This window comes from Azospirillum sp. TSO35-2 (assembly GCF_003116095.1).
Lineage (GTDB): Bacteria > Pseudomonadota > Alphaproteobacteria > Azospirillales > Azospirillaceae > Azospirillum.
Genome location: NZ_LGRA01000018.1, coordinates 678,620 through 697,825 on the forward strand (window position 1 = coordinate 678,620; position 19,206 = coordinate 697,825).

The 19,206-nt window shown below is 68.5% G+C and carries 20 protein-coding genes; 9 read left to right on the forward strand and 11 right to left on the reverse strand.

The genetic code is table 11. The annotated features are described in order from the left end of the window. Nucleotides 1–226: 226 nt before the first annotated feature. Nucleotides 227–1,546 carry a DUF6538 domain-containing protein gene (locus TSO352_RS14010; protein WP_158284591.1) on the reverse strand — a complete coding sequence of 440 codons (1,320 nt, stop codon included), beginning with the start codon at nt 1,544–1,546 and terminating at the stop codon, nt 227–229. Between the two features lie 213 nt (nt 1,547–1,759). Then, entirely contained in the window at nt 1,760–2,476 is a 717-nt protein-coding gene (locus TSO352_RS14015) for a Crp/Fnr family transcriptional regulator (protein ID WP_109107922.1), read from the reverse strand. 178 nt (nt 2,477–2,654) lie between these two features. Between TSO352_RS14015 and TSO352_RS14020 the strand changes: the two genes are divergently transcribed. After that, a complete protein-coding gene (locus TSO352_RS14020) occupies nt 2,655–3,047 on the forward strand; it encodes a response regulator (RefSeq protein WP_109107923.1) in 393 nt (130 codons plus the stop codon). 236 nt (nt 3,048–3,283) lie between these two features. Here the strand turns inward: TSO352_RS14020 and TSO352_RS14025 are convergent, their stop codons facing one another. Then, the gene (locus tag TSO352_RS14025) at nt 3,284–3,778 is read right to left on the reverse strand and encodes a MarR family transcriptional regulator (protein WP_247872091.1); all 495 of its coding nucleotides are present in this window, start codon (nt 3,776–3,778) and stop codon (nt 3,284–3,286) included. A gap of 444 nt (nt 3,779–4,222) precedes the next feature. Between TSO352_RS14025 and TSO352_RS14030 the strand changes: the two genes are divergently transcribed. Further along, a complete protein-coding gene (locus TSO352_RS14030) occupies nt 4,223–4,906 on the forward strand; it encodes a fumarylacetoacetate hydrolase family protein (protein WP_109107925.1) in 684 nt (227 codons plus the stop codon). Nucleotides 4,907–4,914: 8 nt separating this feature from the next. After that, nucleotides 4,915–5,709 (forward strand): exodeoxyribonuclease III, encoded by a 795-nt coding sequence (gene xth / locus TSO352_RS14035; RefSeq protein WP_109107926.1) that lies wholly within the window; start codon nt 4,915–4,917, stop codon nt 5,707–5,709. Nucleotides 5,710–5,780: 71 nt separating this feature from the next. Here xth and TSO352_RS14040 read toward each other — a convergent pair whose 3' ends face one another. The 3 genes from TSO352_RS14040 to TSO352_RS14055 form a co-directional block, all read right to left on the reverse strand. Further along, nucleotides 5,781–6,362 carry a histidine phosphatase family protein gene (locus TSO352_RS14040; protein ID WP_109107927.1) on the reverse strand — a complete coding sequence of 194 codons (582 nt, stop codon included), beginning with the start codon at nt 6,360–6,362 and terminating at the stop codon, nt 5,781–5,783. Nucleotides 6,363–6,659: 297 nt separating this feature from the next. Further along, nucleotides 6,660–7,463 (reverse strand): DUF882 domain-containing protein, encoded by an 804-nt coding sequence (locus TSO352_RS14050; protein ID WP_109107929.1) that lies wholly within the window; start codon nt 7,461–7,463, stop codon nt 6,660–6,662. Between the two features lie 144 nt (nt 7,464–7,607). Then, nucleotides 7,608–8,549 carry an MBL fold metallo-hydrolase gene (locus TSO352_RS14055; protein WP_109108325.1) on the reverse strand — a complete coding sequence of 314 codons (942 nt, stop codon included), beginning with the start codon at nt 8,547–8,549 and terminating at the stop codon, nt 7,608–7,610. Nucleotides 8,550–8,756: 207 nt separating this feature from the next. Between TSO352_RS14055 and TSO352_RS14060 the strand changes: the two genes are divergently transcribed. Then, nucleotides 8,757–9,497, forward strand: coding sequence for a hypothetical protein (locus TSO352_RS14060; protein WP_109107930.1), 741 nt, complete (start codon nt 8,757–8,759; stop codon nt 9,495–9,497). Between the two features lie 16 nt (nt 9,498–9,513). Here TSO352_RS14060 and TSO352_RS14065 read toward each other — a convergent pair whose 3' ends face one another. Then, nucleotides 9,514–10,230 (reverse strand): response regulator transcription factor, encoded by a 717-nt coding sequence (locus TSO352_RS14065; RefSeq protein ID WP_109107931.1) that lies wholly within the window; start codon nt 10,228–10,230, stop codon nt 9,514–9,516. A 127-nt stretch (nt 10,231–10,357) separates the two neighbouring features. Next, complete coding sequence (locus TSO352_RS14070; protein WP_247872092.1) at nt 10,358–10,906, reverse strand: glycosyl transferase; 549 nt, start codon at nt 10,904–10,906, stop codon at nt 10,358–10,360. Nucleotides 10,907–11,170: 264 nt separating this feature from the next. Here TSO352_RS14070 and ribA point away from each other — a divergent pair, with 264 nt between their 5' ends. The 3 genes from ribA to TSO352_RS14085 all read left to right on the forward strand — a co-directional run bounded on the left by ribA (nt 11,171) and on the right by TSO352_RS14085 (nt 14,207). Continuing rightward, complete coding sequence (gene ribA / locus TSO352_RS14075; protein WP_247872093.1) at nt 11,171–12,436, forward strand: GTP cyclohydrolase II; 1,266 nt, start codon at nt 11,171–11,173, stop codon at nt 12,434–12,436. A 230-nt stretch (nt 12,437–12,666) separates the two neighbouring features. Further along, nucleotides 12,667–13,647 (forward strand): hypothetical protein, encoded by a 981-nt coding sequence (locus TSO352_RS14080; protein WP_109107934.1) that lies wholly within the window; start codon nt 12,667–12,669, stop codon nt 13,645–13,647. Further along, complete coding sequence (locus TSO352_RS14085; protein ID WP_109107935.1) at nt 13,644–14,207, forward strand: L,D-transpeptidase family protein; 564 nt, start codon at nt 13,644–13,646, stop codon at nt 14,205–14,207. The genes TSO352_RS14080 and TSO352_RS14085 overlap by 4 nt, the downstream gene beginning before the upstream one ends. A gap of 26 nt (nt 14,208–14,233) precedes the next feature. Here TSO352_RS14085 and TSO352_RS14090 read toward each other — a convergent pair whose 3' ends face one another. Next, nucleotides 14,234–14,977, reverse strand: a complete 744-nt coding sequence (locus tag TSO352_RS14090; RefSeq protein ID WP_247872094.1) for a YggS family pyridoxal phosphate-dependent enzyme — start codon at nt 14,975–14,977, stop codon at nt 14,234–14,236. 127 nt (nt 14,978–15,104) lie between these two features. Here TSO352_RS14090 and TSO352_RS14095 point away from each other — a divergent pair, with 127 nt between their 5' ends. Next, nucleotides 15,105–15,701, forward strand: coding sequence for a hypothetical protein (locus TSO352_RS14095; RefSeq protein WP_109107936.1), 597 nt, complete (start codon nt 15,105–15,107; stop codon nt 15,699–15,701). 66 nt (nt 15,702–15,767) lie between these two features. Here TSO352_RS14095 and TSO352_RS14100 read toward each other — a convergent pair whose 3' ends face one another. Both TSO352_RS14100 and TSO352_RS14105 read right to left on the reverse strand, forming a co-directional pair. Beyond that, the gene (locus tag TSO352_RS14100) at nt 15,768–16,862 is read right to left on the reverse strand and encodes a porin (protein ID WP_109107937.1); all 1,095 of its coding nucleotides are present in this window, start codon (nt 16,860–16,862) and stop codon (nt 15,768–15,770) included. Between the two features lie 313 nt (nt 16,863–17,175). Further along, nucleotides 17,176–18,336, reverse strand: a complete 1,161-nt coding sequence (locus TSO352_RS14105; RefSeq protein ID WP_109107938.1) for a porin — start codon at nt 18,334–18,336, stop codon at nt 17,176–17,178. Between the two features lie 324 nt (nt 18,337–18,660). On the opposite strand from TSO352_RS14105, the gene TSO352_RS14110 reads away from it, so the two are divergent. Then, nucleotides 18,661–19,200: a DUF3576 domain-containing protein gene (locus tag TSO352_RS14110; protein WP_109107939.1), complete on the forward strand. Its 540-nt coding sequence runs from the start codon at nt 18,661–18,663 to the stop codon at nt 19,198–19,200. Nucleotides 19,201–19,206 lie beyond the last annotated feature (6 nt).

The following is a 19,206-nucleotide window of genomic DNA, read 5'->3' on the forward strand; positions in this document are numbered from 1 at the left end:
ATTTTCTTTTAAACAATTTTCCGGCGGGAATTTATTTTGAGGGGGCAGGGTGGTGGGACTCCCAAGGGACCGGAAGACACTCTTGTCCACCCCCTACTGCCTTGAAAACCGCAGTTCACGGATTGGGGCTAAACCGCTGTTGATTAGGTGTTGTTCAGCCCGTCCCTTCAGAGAGGGGGATTGTTTCGTTATTTGTCCCAACCGGGGGGAGGTGCGGCGCTCCGCCTCAGACCAGCGAGAGGACATTTACCGGAAAGATGGCCTTCTCAATGGCTGACTTTAGATCGACAAACTGGCCCTTGGAGTAGACGCCGAAGGTCATGTCCCCGCGCTCGTGCCCGACAATCAGCTTTGCGGTCGATAGCGGCACTTCACCGGCTTCCAGTGCTTCGGCAAGGTTCTTCCGGGTGGAATGGAACACCGTCTGGGGCGTGTCCACACCAAGCTTTCGCCGCTCCCTGGTGAACTTCTTCGAGACGTTCCACGACCGCTTATTGTCGGGGCCGCCCGGTGTGATGCTGGGAAAGAGCCAACCGTCGGGGTTGCCCTTGGCGCTGGATGCCTCGTTCTTCAGGGTCAACACCAGCGGCTCAATCGCTGAATGGACCGGGATCATGCGGACGGCGTTTTCCGTCTTCCCTTCGGTGATGGACAGCCACCAACTGCCTTCCTGCTCCTGCACGTCCTTTGCCTGAAGCGAACAAAGTTCATCCAGTCGGGCGCCCGTGAACAAGCCAAGTCGGAAAAGCGCATCCAGTGGCCGGCCTTCCAATCCGGTAAGGAGGGTGCAGATTTCGTCGGCAGTGTATGGGCGCCTCTTCTCGTCCTTGCCTGCGCGTTTGCCCTTCACCCGCAGAACCTGCCCTTGCCACGGGTTAGCTTCGACAAAGCCTTTCTGTTCCTGCCAACGCCACCACATCGACAGGGAGGAAATGTGCCGGTTGATCGTCTTGGCCGCCACGTCCGGGAATGCCTCGCTCACATAGCTGCCGGCTAGACGCTTGTTCACATCCGACACCAGCAGAACCCGTTTCTTCGTCGCCCATTCAAGGAAGCGGTTCGTGTCCGAGTTATACTGCCGGGCGGTCTGCTTGGTGATGGTGCGGCTTGCTTCGGGAAGCCACCTGTCGCGCGTCTCGGATAGCAGCGGGGATTTGCTCGTAGCGATCCGGTAGAAGTCCTTGGCGGCTTCCGGTCCCTGAGTGGCTTCAATCTCTTCCGCCCGGCTTTCGATAGCGAATTCCACGCCCTGTTGGGCGGTGTGCTCATGGTCAGGGTCCTGGGTGTCGTTGTCGGCGTTGATCCAGGCATCGCGCCAGATGAGGGCAGCGGCAACGGCCCGACCATCTTCGCCCTTCCCGATGGCGTCTAGCTCCGCCTTGATCTGGGCAACTGCCACATGCCGCAGGCGTTGGGCTTCTGCCAAATCTCGTGTCTTCAGGGTCCGCACGATATGCGTGTTGCCTACGGCCTCCCGAAGCCGCGGCGGCACCGTTACCCGGACATACCAAGTCTGCCGACGCTGCACCAAATATCGCGTATCCAACACCCACTCCCAAGCCGATAGGGCACACGTGTGGGGTACACGTTGGACCTTAAGAACCCATGAAGATCAAGGCTTTCATGGGCTTACAGGGTGTTTGGTGGAGTGTCCCTCTCCCTCCGCCACTAAGTTTCGGGCCAGAGCGTTGATTTCTGTAGGAAATCCGCTCTGGCCTTTTTCATTTCCCCACGGCTTTTCCCGTCTTGCACAGCCGATTTACGGCACGTCTCCCGGATAGGAGTCGCCCTGTGGCAGCAGGCGGCGGAATTCGTCGCGGATGATGCGGTAGCAGTCGCAGGCGGCCTCTTCCAGCCCCACAGGGTCGGTGATCGTGATGTGTCCGCGCGCGTGGCGGATCAGGCCGGCGTTCTGGAGAATGTTGGCGGTCACCGTCACGCCGGCGCGGCGGACGCCCAGCATCAGGGCGAGATACTCGTGGGTCAGGGGGAAGTCGTCGCCCACCCGGTCCCGGGTCATCAGCAGCCAGCGGGCGCAACGCTCCTCGATGGTGTGGAGGCGGTTGCAGGCCGCCGACTGCGCCATCTGGGCGAAGTGTGCCTGGGCGAAGCGCAGCAGCTTGACCCGCAGCGTGTCGCTTTGATGAAGCACGCTCTTGAGCGCCTGGGCCGGCATCTGCCAGCCGTCGCCCGGGATCTGCATGTCGCACTCGCAGGGCATCCGGTCGGTTTCCAGCAGGATGGGCGTGCCGACCAGCCCCTCGTTGCCGATGGTCCCGACTTCGATCGCGTTGCCGTCCGGCAGGGTGTTGATCAGGGAGGCGCCGCCGCGCTCGATGAACCACACCTGGGTGATCGGCTCGTCGCTGTGGAAGAAGGTCATCCTCTGCGGCAGGGGAACGGCGGTCAGATGCGGGCGGATCAGCGCCTCCTCGGCGGGTGAGAGGCTGCGCAGGATGTAGTTGCGGCTGTCCATCGCTGCCCTCCGGCGGCCGTTCAGCGGTTGATAACGATTCCAACAGGTGAAAACCGCCGCCGGCACGGTCTGTGTGCGCGGCCTTCTGTACGGCAGCGGACAGACCTGTCCCTGGGATTTGAACGATGACCGACCCGGATATGTTGCGCCCGGCCTTGTCGAACGTGGAGTTCACCCCATGAACATGCCAAGCCCCGGAAACAGGGTCATCGCTCTCCTGGAAGACGACGAGGCGGTACGGACGGCCATGACGCTGCTGCTCCAAGCGAACGGGCTTCACGTCGTGTCCGGTGCGTCCGGGTCGGAACTCGCCGCGGTGATTGCGGCAAGCGGCACGCGACCGTCGCTGATCGTTGCCGACTACCGGCTCGGCATGATGACGGCGGTCGACGAGGTGCCGGCGGTGGCCGCGGCGGCCGGCCCCGGCGCCGAGGTGGTGGTGACGACGGGCGACACCTCGCCGGAGACGCGGGAACTGATCGAGGCCTGCGGCTGGCGGTTGCTCATCAAACCGTTCCGGCCGGAGCAACTGCTCTCCTGCGTCCGGGGGGCGGCGACGGAAACCGTCTAGAGTGCGATCGGTTCAAGCGGAGTCGCTTGAACCGTGAATCGCACGGAAAACCAAAGAGCCAGAGTCTGCCAGGTGCTTCAGCAAGAACCTGACAGACTCTCGCCGCAGAAGGGTGGCCTCCCCTGGGCGCAGGAACGTCTTTGGACGCAAAAAAGCCCGCCCTCGCCCGGCGGATACACCGGTGGAGGGCGGGCTTTTCGCCGTCCGCGGGGACGGTCGGATGACCGTCCCCTACATCACTTCGCCCGCGACACGCGGCGCAGGAACTCGATGAACTGCACCTGCTCGTCCGGCGACAGGTCCTTGACCATACCCTGGTCATGGGCCTGCACGCGGGGGATCAGGTCGTCCATCAGCGACTGGCCTTCCGGCGACAGTCGCAACGCGTAGGAGCGGCGGTCGTTCGGCGAAGGGGCGCGGACGACAAGCCCGCGCGACTCGAGCCGGTCGATCACCGCCACCATGGTCGATCGGTCGATGCCGACCGCCGTGCCCAGATCGGACTGGGACAGGCCTTCGTTTTCCCGGATCATGATCAGCACGCCGAACTGGCCGGGCGTGATGTCATGCGGAGCGACGGCGTTCTGGAAGCTCTGGAACACCGCGACCTGAGCCTTGCGCAGGTTGTAGCCCACAAGGTCGGGAAGCGGGCCAAGCGCGAGCTTGCCGTTCTTGCCTGGACGCAGCCGCGACCGCCGGTCGGCTGGGGTGGAGCGCTCGTTGTCAGTCACCGTGGATGCCATGATTGGATGAATTATCGGGTGAACGGATAAAATGCGGGCAAGCCCCCGATTTGTCAGCAAGAACCGCAGGCCGCAGGGGCTATGCATATCAGGCATGCATGAAACGTATTGGTTGGCGCTCCTACGAATTCCATCTTCAAGAGTCAAGAAGTGATCGACCCCAATGGGGCGCCGATCGCCCGCAAAGCGGTTTCCCCTGCCGTGAGCGGGTTCCCGAATCGGAGCTTCCGACGCCCGGTCCCCCCCAGACCGGGCGTCTTCGTCTCCGGGCTCCGCCGTTTCCGAGTCGCCATCGGCCGACCGGGGCCCGACTCGGGGTTGGCGATCCGAAGTGCAGGGCAGGGCGGATGGCAGGATGGATGTTGGGCGCTTGGTCCGTCGGCGGCTTTCGGGTTAGCTGTTGGCGACTGTCCCAACGCATGAGCCGATGCCATGGCCTTCGCCATTCCCCTGTGGTCCCAACCGGCCGTTCCCGTCGCGGGCGGCGATCCGTTCCCGGTGCGCCGCATCTATTGCGTCGGCCGCAACTACGCCGCCCATGCGCGTGAAATGGGGGCCGATCCCGACCGCGAGCCGCCGTTCTTCTTCATGAAGCCGGCCGACGCCATCGTTCCCGACGGTGCCACCGTCCCCTACCCGCCCAAGACCGCCAACCTGCACCACGAGATCGAGCTGGTGGTGGCCATCGGCGCCGGCGGGCGCGACATCCCGGTCGACTCGGCGCTGGACCATGTGTTCGGCTATGCCGTCGGGCTGGACATGACGCGACGCGACCTGCAGAACGCGGCGAAGAAGGAAGGCAAGCCCTGGGACATGGGCAAGGGCTTCGACCAGTCGGCGCCGTGCGGCGTGCTGCGCACCGTCGCCGACATCGGCCACCCGGCCAAGGGCGCCGTCACCCTGGCGGTCAACGGCCAGACGCGCCAGACGGGTGACCTGTCGGACCTGATCTGGTCGGTGGCGGAGACGATCTCCTACCTGTCGGGCCTGGTCGAGCTGCAGCCGGGCGACCTGATCTACACCGGCACGCCGGAGGGCGTCGGCCCGGTGGTGGCCGGCGACGTGCTGACCGGCGCGGTCGAGGGCGTCGGCACCCTGACCCTGACCATCGCCTGAGCCGCCGCATGCGCATCGCGACCTGGAACATCAATTCGGTCCGCATGCGTCTGGACCTCCTCTTCCGCCTGATGGAGGAGGAGGCGCCGGACGTGATCTGCCTGCAGGAAACCAAGGTGGTGGACCCCGACTTCCCGCTCCAGCCCCTGGTGGAGCGCGGTTATGTCCACACCCACATCCACGGCATGAAGAGCTACAACGGCGTCGCCATCCTGTCGCGCCTGCCGTTCTCGTCCCACGACGTCCAGCACTGGTGCGGCAAGCAGGATTGCCGCCACGCGCTCGCCAGCCTGCCGGGCGGGGTGGAACTGCACTGTGTCTACATCCCCGCCGGCGGCGACATCCCCGACCCGGCGGTGAACGACAAGTTCGCCCACAAGCTCCAGTTCCTCGACGAGATGACGCACTGGTTCGGCAGCGAGCGGTCCGCCGACCGCCCCATGGTGCTGGTCGGCGACCTGAACATCGCGCCGCTGGAACAGGACGTCTGGAGCCACAAGGAACTGCTGTCCGTCGTCTCGCACACGCCGGTCGAGGTGGAAAAGCTGGCGGCGATGCAGGGTTCGGCCGGCTGGGTCGACGCCATGCGCCACTTCGTGCCGGCGAACGAGAAGCTCTACACTTGGTGGAGCTACCGGGCGAAGGACTGGGCGGCGTCCAACCGCGGCCGGCGCCTGGACCATGTCTGGGTCACGCCGCCGCTGGCCGGGTCGCTGAAGGGCGTTAAGGTGCTGCGCGACGCCCGCGGCTGGGAACCCAAGCCGTCCGACCATGTGCCGGTGATCGTCGACCTCGACGTGTGAGCCGTCGCCCCGGTCCCCCTGTTGCGCGCGAGCGGGAGAGGGGGACCGGGGCGGGGCAAGCGCGTGGCCGTTCACCCCACCAGCGGAATGTTCATCCTCGCCACCGACGGCGTTCCATCCTCCGCCAGGGTGAAGCGGTGGGCGCAGCCGTCGACCAGTTCTTCGGCCGGATCGCCGCGCATGTCCCAGCCGGTGGCGAGCGCGTAGAGCGCGCGCAGGATGCCGTTGTGGGCGACCGCGCCGGTCGGGCGGCCGTCCGCCGCGACATCGGCCAGCCAGGAACGCAGGCGGGCCTGCACCTCGCGCGGGCTTTCGCCGCCCGGCGCCTTGAAGTCGAGCCCCAGCCGGTCGTGGCGGTCGGGCATGCGGCCGTCGACGCGCAGGTCCTGGGTGCGGTGGCCCTCCCACTCGCCCCAGTCCATTTCGACGATGCGCGGCTCCGGCGTCGGGTCGAGGCCGAGCAGCGTCGCCGTCTCCCACGCCCGGCGCTTCGGGCTGGCGACCCAGCGCAGGGACGCCGACTCGGGCGGCAGGCGGTAAAGGGACACGCGGGCACGCCCGGCGTCGGACAGCGGCTGGTCGATGCTGCCCTGGATGCGCCCTTCGGCGTTCCAGGCGGTCGGGCCGTGGCGGAGAATCAGCAGCGTCGTCATGCGGCACAAATCAGGGAAATTTTGGAGAAGACGGCCCGCCCCGCTCTCGCTACGGTGGCGGCGCGGACGCGGTGGCGGACTGGCCGCCACCGCCGCCGCAATCACGGAGGGCAAGAGGATGGACAAGATCCTCACTCTCCTGATCCTGCTGCTGGAGATCGTCAAGCGGCTGCTTGACCTCCTGCACTAGGATCGGGTGGACGTGCCGGGGGTCGTATCCTCGGCACGTCTACCCCCTATATTGCCTCAACCCCGTTTCCCGTCAACCGACGAGAGATCGGCGGGCGGCGGCGTTGGTCAGCGCTTCGCCGGCTTCTGCGCCGGCAGGTCCTTGATTTGGGCCAGGGCCAGCCGGACGCGCGCCAGATCGGGGGCGGCCGGCGCCTTGGCGGGAGATTTGCCGGAGCTCTTTCCCGGCTTGGCCGCCTCGGCCACCTGCACCGGCGCGTGCGAGGTCGCCTGCGCCAGGGCCGTCGCCCGGGCCTTGGCGCGGGCACGGGCCTGCGCCTCTAGGATCTGCGGGGCCCGCGGCTCGCCGGTCTTCGGCGTCCAGGTGCGGAAGGGGCCGGTGTCGACATGGACATGGCCGGTGTGGGGATAGAGCGCGTAGCCGCCGCGCTGCATCGCCGCCGCCTCTTCCGCCAGACGGGCGGGCGGAACACCGGCGATGGAGAAATCCGCCGCCTGTCCGCGAATGTGGTATGAGTTCTCGGCGACGTTCGGGTTGGTCCGGGACAGGCTGGCGTTGGTGGCGCTCGACCGGTAGCCGGAGGTGATGCGGATCGGCGCGTCCGGCGGCGCACCGGTGCGCTGGCGCAGTTCCACCAGCATCTCGACCAGCGCCGGATCGATCGGGACTACCTCGTCGCTGCGGCGGTCGCGGAACAGGATGGAAATCTCGCGCAGGGCGGCCTGGTCGTAGCCGTCGGGGCGCCAGTAGGTGACGGACACCGTCTCTCCGCTGGCGGGGTGGGACAGCACCACCGATCGCGGTCCACCATCCAGCCGGGCGCTTTCCATCGGCGCGGTGGCGCAGCCGGCGAGCTGCGATGCGGTGAACAGGACGCCGAGAATCGCCAAGGCACGACCGGTCTTGCGCATCGCTTTCCCCCAAGCTTTGCACGCCGCAACACCCCGCACGCCCCACACGTGACAGGGTTGCACGCCGATCTAATACCAAGAATGTCACAAGAGGCCAGTGTGACAAAGCAACCTGTGGCGCATACGACACGCCCAAACGCTTTGTCATGAGGGAGTCGATGAATTCCGGTCAACCGCAGGGAAGGGCGGAGCCGCCGCCTGCAGGGTCAGTTCCATTCCCTCGCGGGCGACCAGCGATCCTGGACGCATCGCCTCCGCCTCCGCCGCGATGACGTCCAGCTCCGCGTCGGTGCGGGCGGGGTCGTGGTGGAAGATCACGGCGCGGCCGACACCCGCCGCCTCGGCCAGACGCAGGCATTCCTGCCAGGTCGAATGGCCCCAGCCGATCCGCGCCGGGTATTCGGCGTCGGTGTAGGTGCTGTCGTAGACCATCAGGTCGGCACCGCGCAGCAGGTCCAGGATCACCGGATCACGGCCCTCGGCCAAGTGTTCGGTGTCGGTCAGGACGCACAGGCTGCGTCCGCCGAACTCCACCCGGTAGCCGGTGGCGCCGTCGGGGTGGTTCAGGCGGCAGGTGCGCACCACCACGCCCGGCTTCGGCTCCAGCGTCTGGCCGGCGCTGAAGTCGCGGTACTCGCATTGGGCGCGGAAAATCTCGACCGGCACCGGAAACAGCGGCGCCGTCATCATGTCGGACAGCACGGTGCGGAACGGACGCTCCGGCGGCAGGTGTCCCGCCCACAGCCGCAGCCGGCTGGCCGGGTCGAAGGCCGGCGCGAAGAAGGGCAGGCCGCAGATGTGGTCGAGATGGCTGTGGGTCAGCAGCAGGTCGATGTCCAGCGGCTCGCCGCTCCGCACCAGCGCCTCGCCCAGTGGGCGGATTCCGGTGCCGCAGTCGAAGACGATGTGGGCACCGCCGCAGCGCACCTCGATGCAGGCGGTGTTGCCGCCATAGCGGATGGTTCCCGGCCCGGGGGCCGCAATGCTGCCCCGCACCCCCCAGAAGCGGACGGTGAAGGCCGCCCCGCCGCCGGCCTCTGCCCAGGCGGAATGGGGTGCGGAATTGATCGTAGAACGAACGGTCATGACGGCCGCCATGGTGGCGGCCCCGCTTCGGCAAGTCGAGCGAAATCCCACCCGTCCGGTCAGGACCGCTCCCAACCCGACAGCCTACGAAGGGCACCTGTCCAAAGCCATAAGATGTGGTAGTTTGCTCTTCGTCGCGCATTGCGCGGCACCTCTCCCGAGGTCCCCGCCGGCGGCGGGGGCCGGCTCCGGCGGAACCCGACGCGGATGGATCCTGACAAGCTCGCCAAAGTTCTCGCCATGGCCGAGTCGGAGCACCAGGGCGAGGCGCTGTCCGCGCTGCGCGCTGCGCGAATCATGCTGTCGCGGGCCGGCCTGTCCTTTCGCGACCTCGCCGAACGCGCCCGCTCGCCAGCCATGCCGGAAGCGCCGCCCGCGGCCGCCTCTCCCGGCGCCCCGGCCCAGCCGCCGCCGCCGGACGAGGTGGTCCGCGGCCTGCGCCGGCAGGTGAAGGACCTGGAACTGGAACTCGCCACCCTGCGCCGGCAGCTCGACAAGGCCGCGGGCGACGCCGACCGCCAGCGCGAGGAGGCCGACCGCTGGCGGACGCTGGCGCGCGACACTGCGGAAAAGCTGTGGGACATGGGCAAGGCGCTGGAGCGCAAGCATTCCCACCACGCCGACACCGACAAGCGCCGCGCCGTGCTGGAGCTGTTGCAGGACCCCGGCAGCGCGCTGCTGTCGGACCGTGAGATCGCGCGCCGCGTCGGCGTGTCGGCGCACGACGTCACCCATTGGCGCCGCCGGCTCGCCATCGTCGGGCGCAAGCTGCGGCTGCTGCCGGTGGTGCCGCGCGGCCGCGGCCTGTGGGGCGGCCCCTCGGCGATCGGGCTGGCCAAGCGGCCGCCGGCGCTGGAACGCCGCCGCTGGCTGGGCTTCAGCGCCGAGATCACCATCGCCGAGCGCGGCGGCCGGCAAGAGGTGACCCGCTACGGCGGTCGGGGCTGAACGGTTTTTCCCGTCCTTATGGCACCAGCCGGTAGCCGCCGGGCTCCGTCACCAGGATGCGGGCGTTGGACGGATCGACCTCGATCTTCTGGCGCAGCCGGTAGACGTGGGTTTCCAGCGTGTGGGTGGTGACGGCGGCGTTGTAGCCCCAGACCTCGCCCAGCAGCGTCTCGCGCCCGACCACCCGGTCGCCGGCCCGGTACAGGTATTTCAGGATCGCCGTTTCCTTCTCGGTCAGGCGGATCCGGCGCTTCGCCGCCTCGTCCAGCAGCAGCTTGGAGCCGGGGCGAAAGCTGTAGGGGCCGATGGCGAAGACCGCGTCCTCGGTCTGCTCGAACTGGCGCAGCTGGGCGCGCAGCCGGGCGATCAGCACCCCCAGCCGGAACGGCTTGGTGACATAGTCGTTGGCGCCCGATTCCAGCCCCAGGATGGTGTCGGCGTCGCTGGCGGACGCCGTCAGCATGATGACCGGGCAGCGCACGCCCGCGCGCCGCAGCAGCTTGCAGACGTCGCGCCCGTCCATGTCCGGCAGACCGACGTCGAGCAGGATGGCGGAAAAGCCGGCGCCCGGCGCGCCCCCCGCTCCCACATCCGCCCGCACCGCGGCAAGCGCCGCGGCGCCGTCGCCCGCCTCTTCCGTCTCGAACTCCTCCAGCAGCCGAAGCTGTTCCGCCAGCGACTGGCGCAGGGCGGTGTCGTCGTCGACCAGAAGGATGCGTTTCGCGGACGTCATGCGGTTGCGGACCCAAAGCGGGGAACAGGCACCCTGGCGGCACGGCCGGGGCCGCGCCTTACTAGCATGGCGCCGACGACTTGTCCCAATGGCATGTCGCGGGGCCGCAACCGCTGCCGTCGGGCGCCTACGCCGCCGTCAACGCGTCCGCCAAAGCCCGGGCGCCGGCATCGTCGTCGGCGGCGCGGACCAGCCGCTCCGGCCGCACGCCCAGCGCCTGCACCTCGGCGGCGACGGCATCGTCCGGCACCACGACGCGGCGCACCAGCGCCAGCGCCCCCTGCTCCAGGTTGCGGTGCACGGCGGCCTCCTCGGGCGTCAGCGCCGGGTCGGTCCAGCGGACGCGCTCCAGCAGCACGATGAAGCGCAGGCGGCGGTCTTCGGCCGGCAGGCTGGCGGCGAGGTTGAACAGCGCGTTGCCGTCCAGCAGCACCGGGGCGCCGTCGGGCATCCGCGACAGCGCGACGTCGGCCGCCAGGATCGCCGAGGGATCGACCCCGGGATGGGGGCCGGGCAGCGCGTGCACGGTCATGCCGGTCCCGGTCCGCCGCAGAGCCTCGATCATGCGGGCGCTGTAGGCGGTGGCGGGCAGCCCGGCCGGCATCACCACATGCAGGGCCGGCGGGTCGATGATCGGCGTTGCGGTCCGCTCTGGTGTCGAAGGGGGCGTCGTCACGGGGGAAAGGCTCCCGAAGGATGGTCCGGTTGAATACCGCCGCCATCCTAGCGCGGCTTTGGCCATGGCGTGGACTGGCCGTTGGTGGTGGCAGCCCCGCGGACGCTCGGCAACGGTCCCCGCACGTGTCTCCGCGGCGATCGTTGCGCCGCCGGCAACGGTGTGACGCGCGGGAATTGCTGGACAGGGGCGCGCCACCTGCGCTTTGCTTCGACCGCCCGACGCACCATGTCCCGCTCCTGCGCCGATCCAGGCGCCCCGATCTTGCAAAGCCGCCTGACGATGCACGCCGAACACCGCTCCGCCCCCTTCTCCGCCGCCCTTGGTTCCACGGCCGGAACCCCGATCGACGAGGCCGCCGTGCGCGCCGTGGACCGCGCGCTGGCCGCGCTGCGCCGGGGCGAGGTGGTGGCGATCGAAACCGCCGACGGTACGGTCGGCGCCGCGGTGTCGGTGGAATCGGTGGCGCTCGACGCGGTGGAGCGGCTGAAGGCGCTGACCGGCGGCACGCCGCGGCTGGTGGTCACCCGCCGCCGCGCCGTCGTGCTGGGGCTGGCCACGCCGCGCGTGGCGCAGCCGGCGGGCGACCTTGCGGACGACCAGGCCGCGGTGGAGTCGACCGAGGGCTTCGGCGCCATGGTGCTCGACCGCCGCGGCGGGCTGACCGCCGACCAGGCCCACGCGCTGGCCGATCCCGAACAGCATCCGGAAGCCCAGGGCCATCGGCCCACCGGCCTGACCGCGGCGGAGGCGGCCCCCGACAGCCGCGAGACGGCGGCCGTCGACCTCGCCCGGCTGGCCCGCCTGCTGCCCGCCGCCATCACCGCCGACATCGCCGGCGGTCTCGCCACCACCATCACCAACGCCGCCGATTGGGCGGCGGCGCACGACCTGCTGCTGGTGCGGGCGGCCGACGTCGCCGATTACCGCGTCCATGTCGTGCGCACGCTGCGCCGTGTCGCCGATGCGCGGGTGCCGCTGGCCGGGGCGGAGAACACGCGCATCTACGCCTTCCGCCCGGCCGACGGCGGGCCGGAGCATCTCGCCATCGTCATCGGCGAGCCCGACCCCGCCCGGCCGGTGCTGGCGCGTCTGCATTCGGAATGCTTCACCGGCGATCTGCTGGGCAGCCTGCGCTGCGATTGTGGCGACCAGCTCCGCGGCGCCATCGCCGAGATCGCCCGCCAGGGCAGCGGCGTGCTGCTGTATCTGGCGCAGGAGGGGCGCGGCATCGGGCTGGTCAACAAGCTGCGCGCCTACCGCATCCAGGACCGCGGCTTCGACACTGTCGACGCCAACGAGATCCTGGGTTTCGAGGCCGACGAGCGGGTCTATCTGCCGGCGGCGGAGATGCTGCGGCAGTTGGGCTTCTCCGCGGTGCGGCTGATGACCAACAACCCGGAGAAGCTGCGCCAGCTCGCCCGCTGCGGCATCGCGGTGGTGGAGCGGGTCGCCCACATCTTCCCGGCCAACGGCCACAACGAAGGCTATCTCCGCACCAAGGCGGAACGCAGCGGCCACATGTTCTGAGCGGCCGGTGTCCGGCGGCCTGGTCCGGGCCGCCCGGCGGCGCGTCGCGGTGGGGCGGGGCAGGAATCGCCCCACGGACCCGGCAGTTCTTGCCGACAACCAGCGGGTGGGAATCGGATTCCGGGTGGAGAGCCGTCCGAACCTCGCGAAACACGGGTCCGGCGGCGGCGGGCGTTCTGGCACGGGGCTTGCGTACCACGTTCCCTGACCACCGAGCCGGGAGACCGCCCATGGCCATCGACGCCACCACCATCGACAGCAGCGCCGTCCAACGCCCGACGGCCGCCGCGCGCGAGAAGGCGTCGCCGGTCATCAGCGACGGCCACAACGGCGGACCGGTCGAGATCAGGGGCGACATGTCGTTCTGGGACTTCCTGGACGTCATCAACCCGCTTCAGCACATCCCGATCGTCAGCACCATCTACCGCGAGATCACCGGCGACACCATCCAGCCCGCCATGCGGATCATGGGCGACATGCTGTATGGCGGCGTGATCGGGGGCATGGCCTCCATCGCCAACGCGGTGATCGAGGAAGGGACGGGCAAGGACGTCGGGCAGCATGTCCTGGCCTCGCTCGGCTTCGGGGACGGCGACCATCCCGCCGACTCCGTCGCCGTGGCGGCCGCCTCGGGGGAGCCGGCCGCGTCCGGTTCCCCCGCGGAGCCGCCGAAAGCGTCCGGCGCGGCGCCGGCGGCGGGGGGACTCGCCGCGGCGCTGGCCGCCGGAAAACCGACGGTGCTGGCCACCCCCCCCGCCCCGGCGGGCGGGATGCCGGCCGCCGCCGGTCAGCCGATCAAGCTCGCCGCCGCAGCCGCCCCTGCTGCCGCCGGCCCCGCCGCGGCCACCGCCGTTTCGGCGCCGCCGGCGCTGACCGCTCAACTGGCGGCCGGCGGAACGGTGCCGCACCCCAGCAAGATGCCGGCGCGCGACACGCCGCTGGCCAGTTCCGCCCTGGCCAAGCACAGCGTTCCGCGCTTTGCGGCGCCGCCACCCGGCTCGGTCTATGCCAACGCGCGGAATGCCGCCGCGACACCCAACGGCGCGCAAGGGGGCGCCGCCCAGGGCCAGCCGGCCGCCGGCCAGGCGGGCGCCGAGTCGGGGCCGGTGTCGCCCGACATGCTGTCGGAGACGATGATGCGCAATCTGGCGAAGTATGAGCAGTCGCGGAGGGCCGCGCAGACCGCCAGCACGACCCGGGTGACGGGATGAGCGGCGCGGCCATCGAAATCACCGTCACCGTGGATCGGTCCGGAAGCGCGGCCGGCGACCGGCCGACCACCGGGGTCCTGAGCTGGCCCGGTGGCGCCGTCGCCTGCGTGCTCGGCCGTGGCGGGGTGCGGGCCGACAAGCGGGAGGGCGACGGCGGCACGCCGGTCGGACGCTTCCCGCTGCGCCGGGTGTTGTGGCGTGCCGACCGTCTGCCCCGCCCGGACACCGGCCTGCCGGTCGATCCGATCGCCGAGACCGACGGCTGGTGCGACGCGCCCGAGGATCCGGCCTACAACCGGCCGGTGACGCGGCCCTATCCCGCCAGCCACGAGGCGCTGTGGCGGGACGACCATGTCTACGACATCATCGTGGTGATGGGGCACAACGACGACCCGGTGGTGCCGGGGATGGGCAGCGCCGTGTTCCTGCACCTTGTCCAGCCCGACCGCCGGCCGACCGCCGGCTGCGTCGCGCTGGCGCCCGACGACATGCTGCGGCTGCTGAAGGATTGCGGGCCGGGCAGCGCGCTGAGCGTGGCCGATCCAGCGGCGCGGCCTTGAGTCCTGGGGCCCCTTGAGTCTGTGCCTCAGGCCGCCGGGTAGGGCCGGGCGCCGAAGATCGCGGTGCCGACCCGGACATGGGTGGCGCCGAAGCGGACCGCCGTCTCGTAATCGCCGCTCATGCCCATGCTGACCTCGGCCAGCCCCAGCCGCCGTGCCATCTCCGCCAGCAGGGCGAAATGCATCGCCGGTTCCTCGTCCACCGGCGGGATGCACATCAGGCCGGTCACCGGCAGGCCCAGACGGTCGCGGCAGTCGGCCAGGAACGCGTCGACCTCCGCCGGGGCGATGCCGGCCTTCTGCGGCTCCTCGCCGGTGTTGACCTCGATCAGGCAGCGCGGCCGGCGGCCGGACTTCGCCATCTCCTCGGCCAGCGCCTCGGCCAGCTTGGGCCGGTCCAGCGTCTGGATGACGTCGAACAGCGCGACCGCGTCCTTGACCTTGTTGGTCTGCAACGGCCCGATCAGATGCAGTTCCAGGTCGGGGAAACGCTCCTTCAGCGCCGGGAACTTGCCCTTCGCCTCCTGCACCCGGTTCTCGCCGAACACGCGCTGGCCGGCCGCCAGCGCTTCCTCCACCGCTTCGGCCGGGTGGGTCTTGGACACCGCGACCAGCGTCACCGTCCCCGCGCCGCGCCCGCAGGCGGCGGCGGTGTCGGCGATGGCGCGGCGCACCGTGTCCAGCCGCGCCGTGACGGTGTCCGCCGTCGTGGAAGCGCCTGATTCGGCGCCGGTTTGCGTATCTTTGCCAGTGCCCTGCGTCGTCGTCATGGCGGCCCCCAATCCGGTCGCTGCGGGTGTACAGCGCTTCCGCGGCGTGTTAGCGGACGGTCCGCGGAAACGCAAGCGCCCCAAGGCGCCGGCATCACCATCGCTTGCACATCGAGGAGATCTCCGCATGCGGAGTCCGTTTCGTTCCCTGCTCTCCGCCCTGATTCCGGCCGTGCTCGCCGCCGCCCTGGTCGCCGCACCCGCCCTGGCCGAGGATCATGGAAAAAGCGCGCCGAAGGCCGCCGCATCGGACAAGCCGGGCGCCAAGGCGGCGGCCAAGCCGGGCGCGCCATCGGGAAAGGCCACGATGATGATCGGGTCGCCGCTGGCCAAGGTCAAGTTCAGCGAGCCGGCCTATCCGCTGACCGACGACGGCACCTACCGCGGCTTCATGGGCAAGATCCTGGACGAGTACGACCGCCGCTGCGTGCGGCAGGAGCAGTTCGGCTGGGAGATCGCCAAGGATGACCAGGAAAGGCTGGATTACGTCTTCCAGGGCACCATGGAGAATTTCGGCCGCGCCGGCTATCTGCTGGGCGAAGTCCATCCCAAGGCGGTGACCGACCCGGAGACCATCGCCTTCCTGGCCGATCTGGACAAGCGCCGGCTGCTGCTGGTCTGGACGCCGCTGGAGTCGTCGGTGCTGTTCATGATGTGCGAAACCGCCGCCAAGGACGCCAAGGAGGAGGGCAAGGACGCCCCCAAGGCCGGTCCCAGGAAGTAGGACGCCCACAGAAAAAGGCGGCGGATCGCTCCGCCGCCTTGGTATCCGCTGTCGGCTGCCCGTCGCTCAGAACGCGAATCGGGTGTCCCACAGGACGATGTTGGCATCGTTGTTGACGGTGCCGACCTTGTTGTCGAGGTAGCTGTATTCCAGGCCGGTGGTCAGGCCCGGGGCGACGGTGTAGGTCACGCCGGCCTGCCAGACATGGGCGCGGGAGTTCAGGCCGCTGAAGTTGCTGTCGACGCCCTTGGCATCGGTGTAGGTCGCGGCCAGGATGACCGGGCCCAGGGTGTAGTTGGCGCCGACGATCCAGATCTGCTGGTCGTCCACACCCGTGGTGCCCTTGACGTAGCCGCTGTCGCCGCTGAAGGCGTAGCTGCCGCCGATCTTGAAGCCGGCGTAGGACACATTGGCGCCGACATGCACCGACGACAGATCCTCCAGGCCCGACGCCGCCTTGGCGAACTGGTAGGCCGCGCTCGCCTCGACGCCGACGCCGCTGAACTCGCCCTTATAGGTCGCCTGGACCTCGCCCATGTCGCGATAGGCGGTGCTGTTCTTGCGACGGTTCACGTCGGTGTTGCTGCTGCCGTACACCGGGGTGTAGGCGGCGCCGACCTGGAAGCCGGCAAAGCTCGGCGTCAGGTAGATCAACTTGGTGCTGGCGTCGCCCGACTCCAGCGTGCGCAGGCTGCCCAGGACGTAGGGTGCGCCGGTGGCGTTGACGTAGTAGTTCAGGTACTGGGCGTCCGGCGACCCTTCGATGCCTTCGACGTTCGGGCCGATGACACCGTACTCGTCCGACAGGCCGTTGATCTGGCCGGCCTGGATGGTGCCGAACGTGCCGTTGGCGAAGATGAAGGCGCGGTCGGCGTCGGTGCTGCGGGCGTTGCTGGTGCCGTTGGCGGCGCGCAGGCGCAGGCGGGCACCGTATTCCAGACCGTTGTCGGCCTTGGCGGTCGGGGTGATCGTCAGGCGGAAGCGGTTGGCGAACTCGGTCTTGCGCAGGCCGTTGTCGTTGTCCTGATCGACGTAGGCGCCCTGGAAGAAGGCATCGCCACCCATCAGGATATCGAAGTGCGACTTGGACTGAGCAGAGGCGGTGCCGCAACCGGCGGCGAGGGCAACGGCGGCGCTGCCGATGACGAGAGAACGCTTCATGGATTGTCCATCCTTAATGGCGTGCACCCCTTCAGGGGGGCGAACAGTTGTCCTTGTGACTTTGACTTAACCGTGCGGCGCGGCTGCCGACAAGAGGCAAACTGCGGTCTAAACATCGTCGCCGACACACAGTTGCAACAAAAGCACATACGTAAGTCATTGGAATATAAGAGATATTCTTAATTGCCGCTTTTTTGACTTGTTTCCAGCCCGCAGTGCAAGCAGATCGCTCAAAGAATAGGCATAAAAAAAGAGCGGTGGCCGAAGCCACCGCCCTTCCTGTCCGTCACCGGACGTTCGATCGGAAACCCGATTAGAACGCCAGGATCGAGCGAACGAGCACCACGTTGCCCTTGTCGTCGGCAACCGCAGTGTCGTTGTTGATCTTGAAGTAGTCGTACTGGGCCTGCAGGGTCAGACCCGGGGCAACGGTGTAGCCGACGCCCAGCTCGTAGACCTGCAGTTCGCGGTCGCCGGCGGCGAGGAGCGAACCGGCATCCTTGCCGTTCTTGTAGTTGGCACCAACCACGATCGGGCCGGTGGTGTACTGAGCGCCGACAACCCAGTTGCGGGTGTTCTCGGTGAAGACACCGGGGCGCTTGTTCTGGCCCGACTTGCCGTAGTCGACGTAGCCGCCGCCCAGGCTGAAGCCGGCGTAGCCGACCGAGGCGCCGGCCTGCCAGGAGTTCAGGTCCTTGTAGTTCGAACCGGCGACGTCGTCGACGGCACGGCCCCAGAAGTAACCAGCGCTGGCCTTCAACGTCACACCACCGAAGGTGTTGTTGTAGTTGGCGCCGACTTCGACCATGTCCTGGTAGATGCCGTTGGCGGTGCCGGCGAGCGTGCCGACCGGCTTAACGCGGTTGACGTCGTTGTGCGAGCTGTCGTTGCGCGGGGTGTAGCTCGCGCCAACCTGCAGGCCGGCGAAGCGCGGCGAGAAGTACACGATCTTGGTCGCGTTGCCTTCGGCAACCAGCGACTGGGTGATGATCGTGTTGCCGTTGGTGACGACGCTGGCGGCACCGCTGGTGATGCCGTTGTTGCCACCGATCCAGGTCGGCAGGGCGTCATAGATGCCCAGCGGCAGGTAGTCGAGCGGGGCCGTGACGTAGGTCTCGTCGTTGAACGAGTTGGTCACGCCCATGCGGACCTGACCGAAGGTGCCCTGCGCGAAGATATAGGCGCGGTCAGCATCGGTCGTGCGGGCATTCGAAGCGCCGCTGTTGGCGCGGAAACGCAGGCGCGCACCGTACTCCAGGCCGTTGTCGGCCTTGGCGGACGGGATGATGTTGATGCGCATGCGGTTGCGGAATTCGGTCGAGCGCAGGCCGGAGTCGAGATCCTGATCGACATAGCCGGCTTCGAAGTAGGCGTCGCCGCCGACCTTGACTTCGAACTTGGCCTGAGCGTTGGCGGCACCAGCGCCGAGAGCGAGAGCGGCAGCGGCAGCGCCGGCCAGCAGATAACGGGTCATGATTGTTGCCTCCATCCTGGCAGCAGATGTTTCAGCCTGGTTGACGTCCTGGCTGAGACTTTCGTACGCACCCACGCCGTTGCCAGCAAGCGGCAAATCTCGCCGATTGCTGCATTGAGGGGACAGTGTGTCGCACGGGGCACACTAAGAACCGCCGGGCTTACGCCTCTGCCACAGTTGAACCTGGGGGTCCGCACCTGTTGTCGTGCAGGTGCGCAAAGACGCTTCCGCTGTTGCGTGGGGCCGTCCACTTATGGTCTGTTCACCGGCATTCCGCGCGTGACTCGCGCGCGGCAACCCCTTTTCTGAACCGGGTTCCCGACCATGCGCCGTTCGACCGCCCTTCGCCTTGTCCCAGTCCTGATCGCAGCATCCGTTTCGGTTGCCGGCTGCGCCAGCTGGGGCGGCAAGACCGAAACCGTCGAAGAGCAGATGAAGAACAAGGATTACAAGTTCGGCAGCCTGCTCGGGACGGACGGCGGCCTGAACCTGTTCGGCAAGAACAAGCGCGGCGGCGACCAGGACAGCGCCGGCGGCATCGGCGTGAACAGCTTCCTGTGGCGCGCCTCGCTCGACACGCTCTCCTTCATGCCGATCGCCTCGGCCGACCCGTTCGGTGGCGTGATCCTGACCGACTGGTACACCCCGCCCGATTCGCCGGCGGAGCGGTTCAAGGTCAACCTCTACATCCTCGACCGCCAGCTCCGCGCCGACGGCGTCCGGGTGTCGGTGTTCAAGCAGCAGCGCAACGGCAACGACTGGCGCGACGTGTCCGTCGGTCCGGAAACCGCCGGCACGCTGGAGGATGCGGTGCTGACCCGCGCCCGCCAGCTCCGCGTCGCGCAGAACGCCTCGGCGCGCTGACGCGCT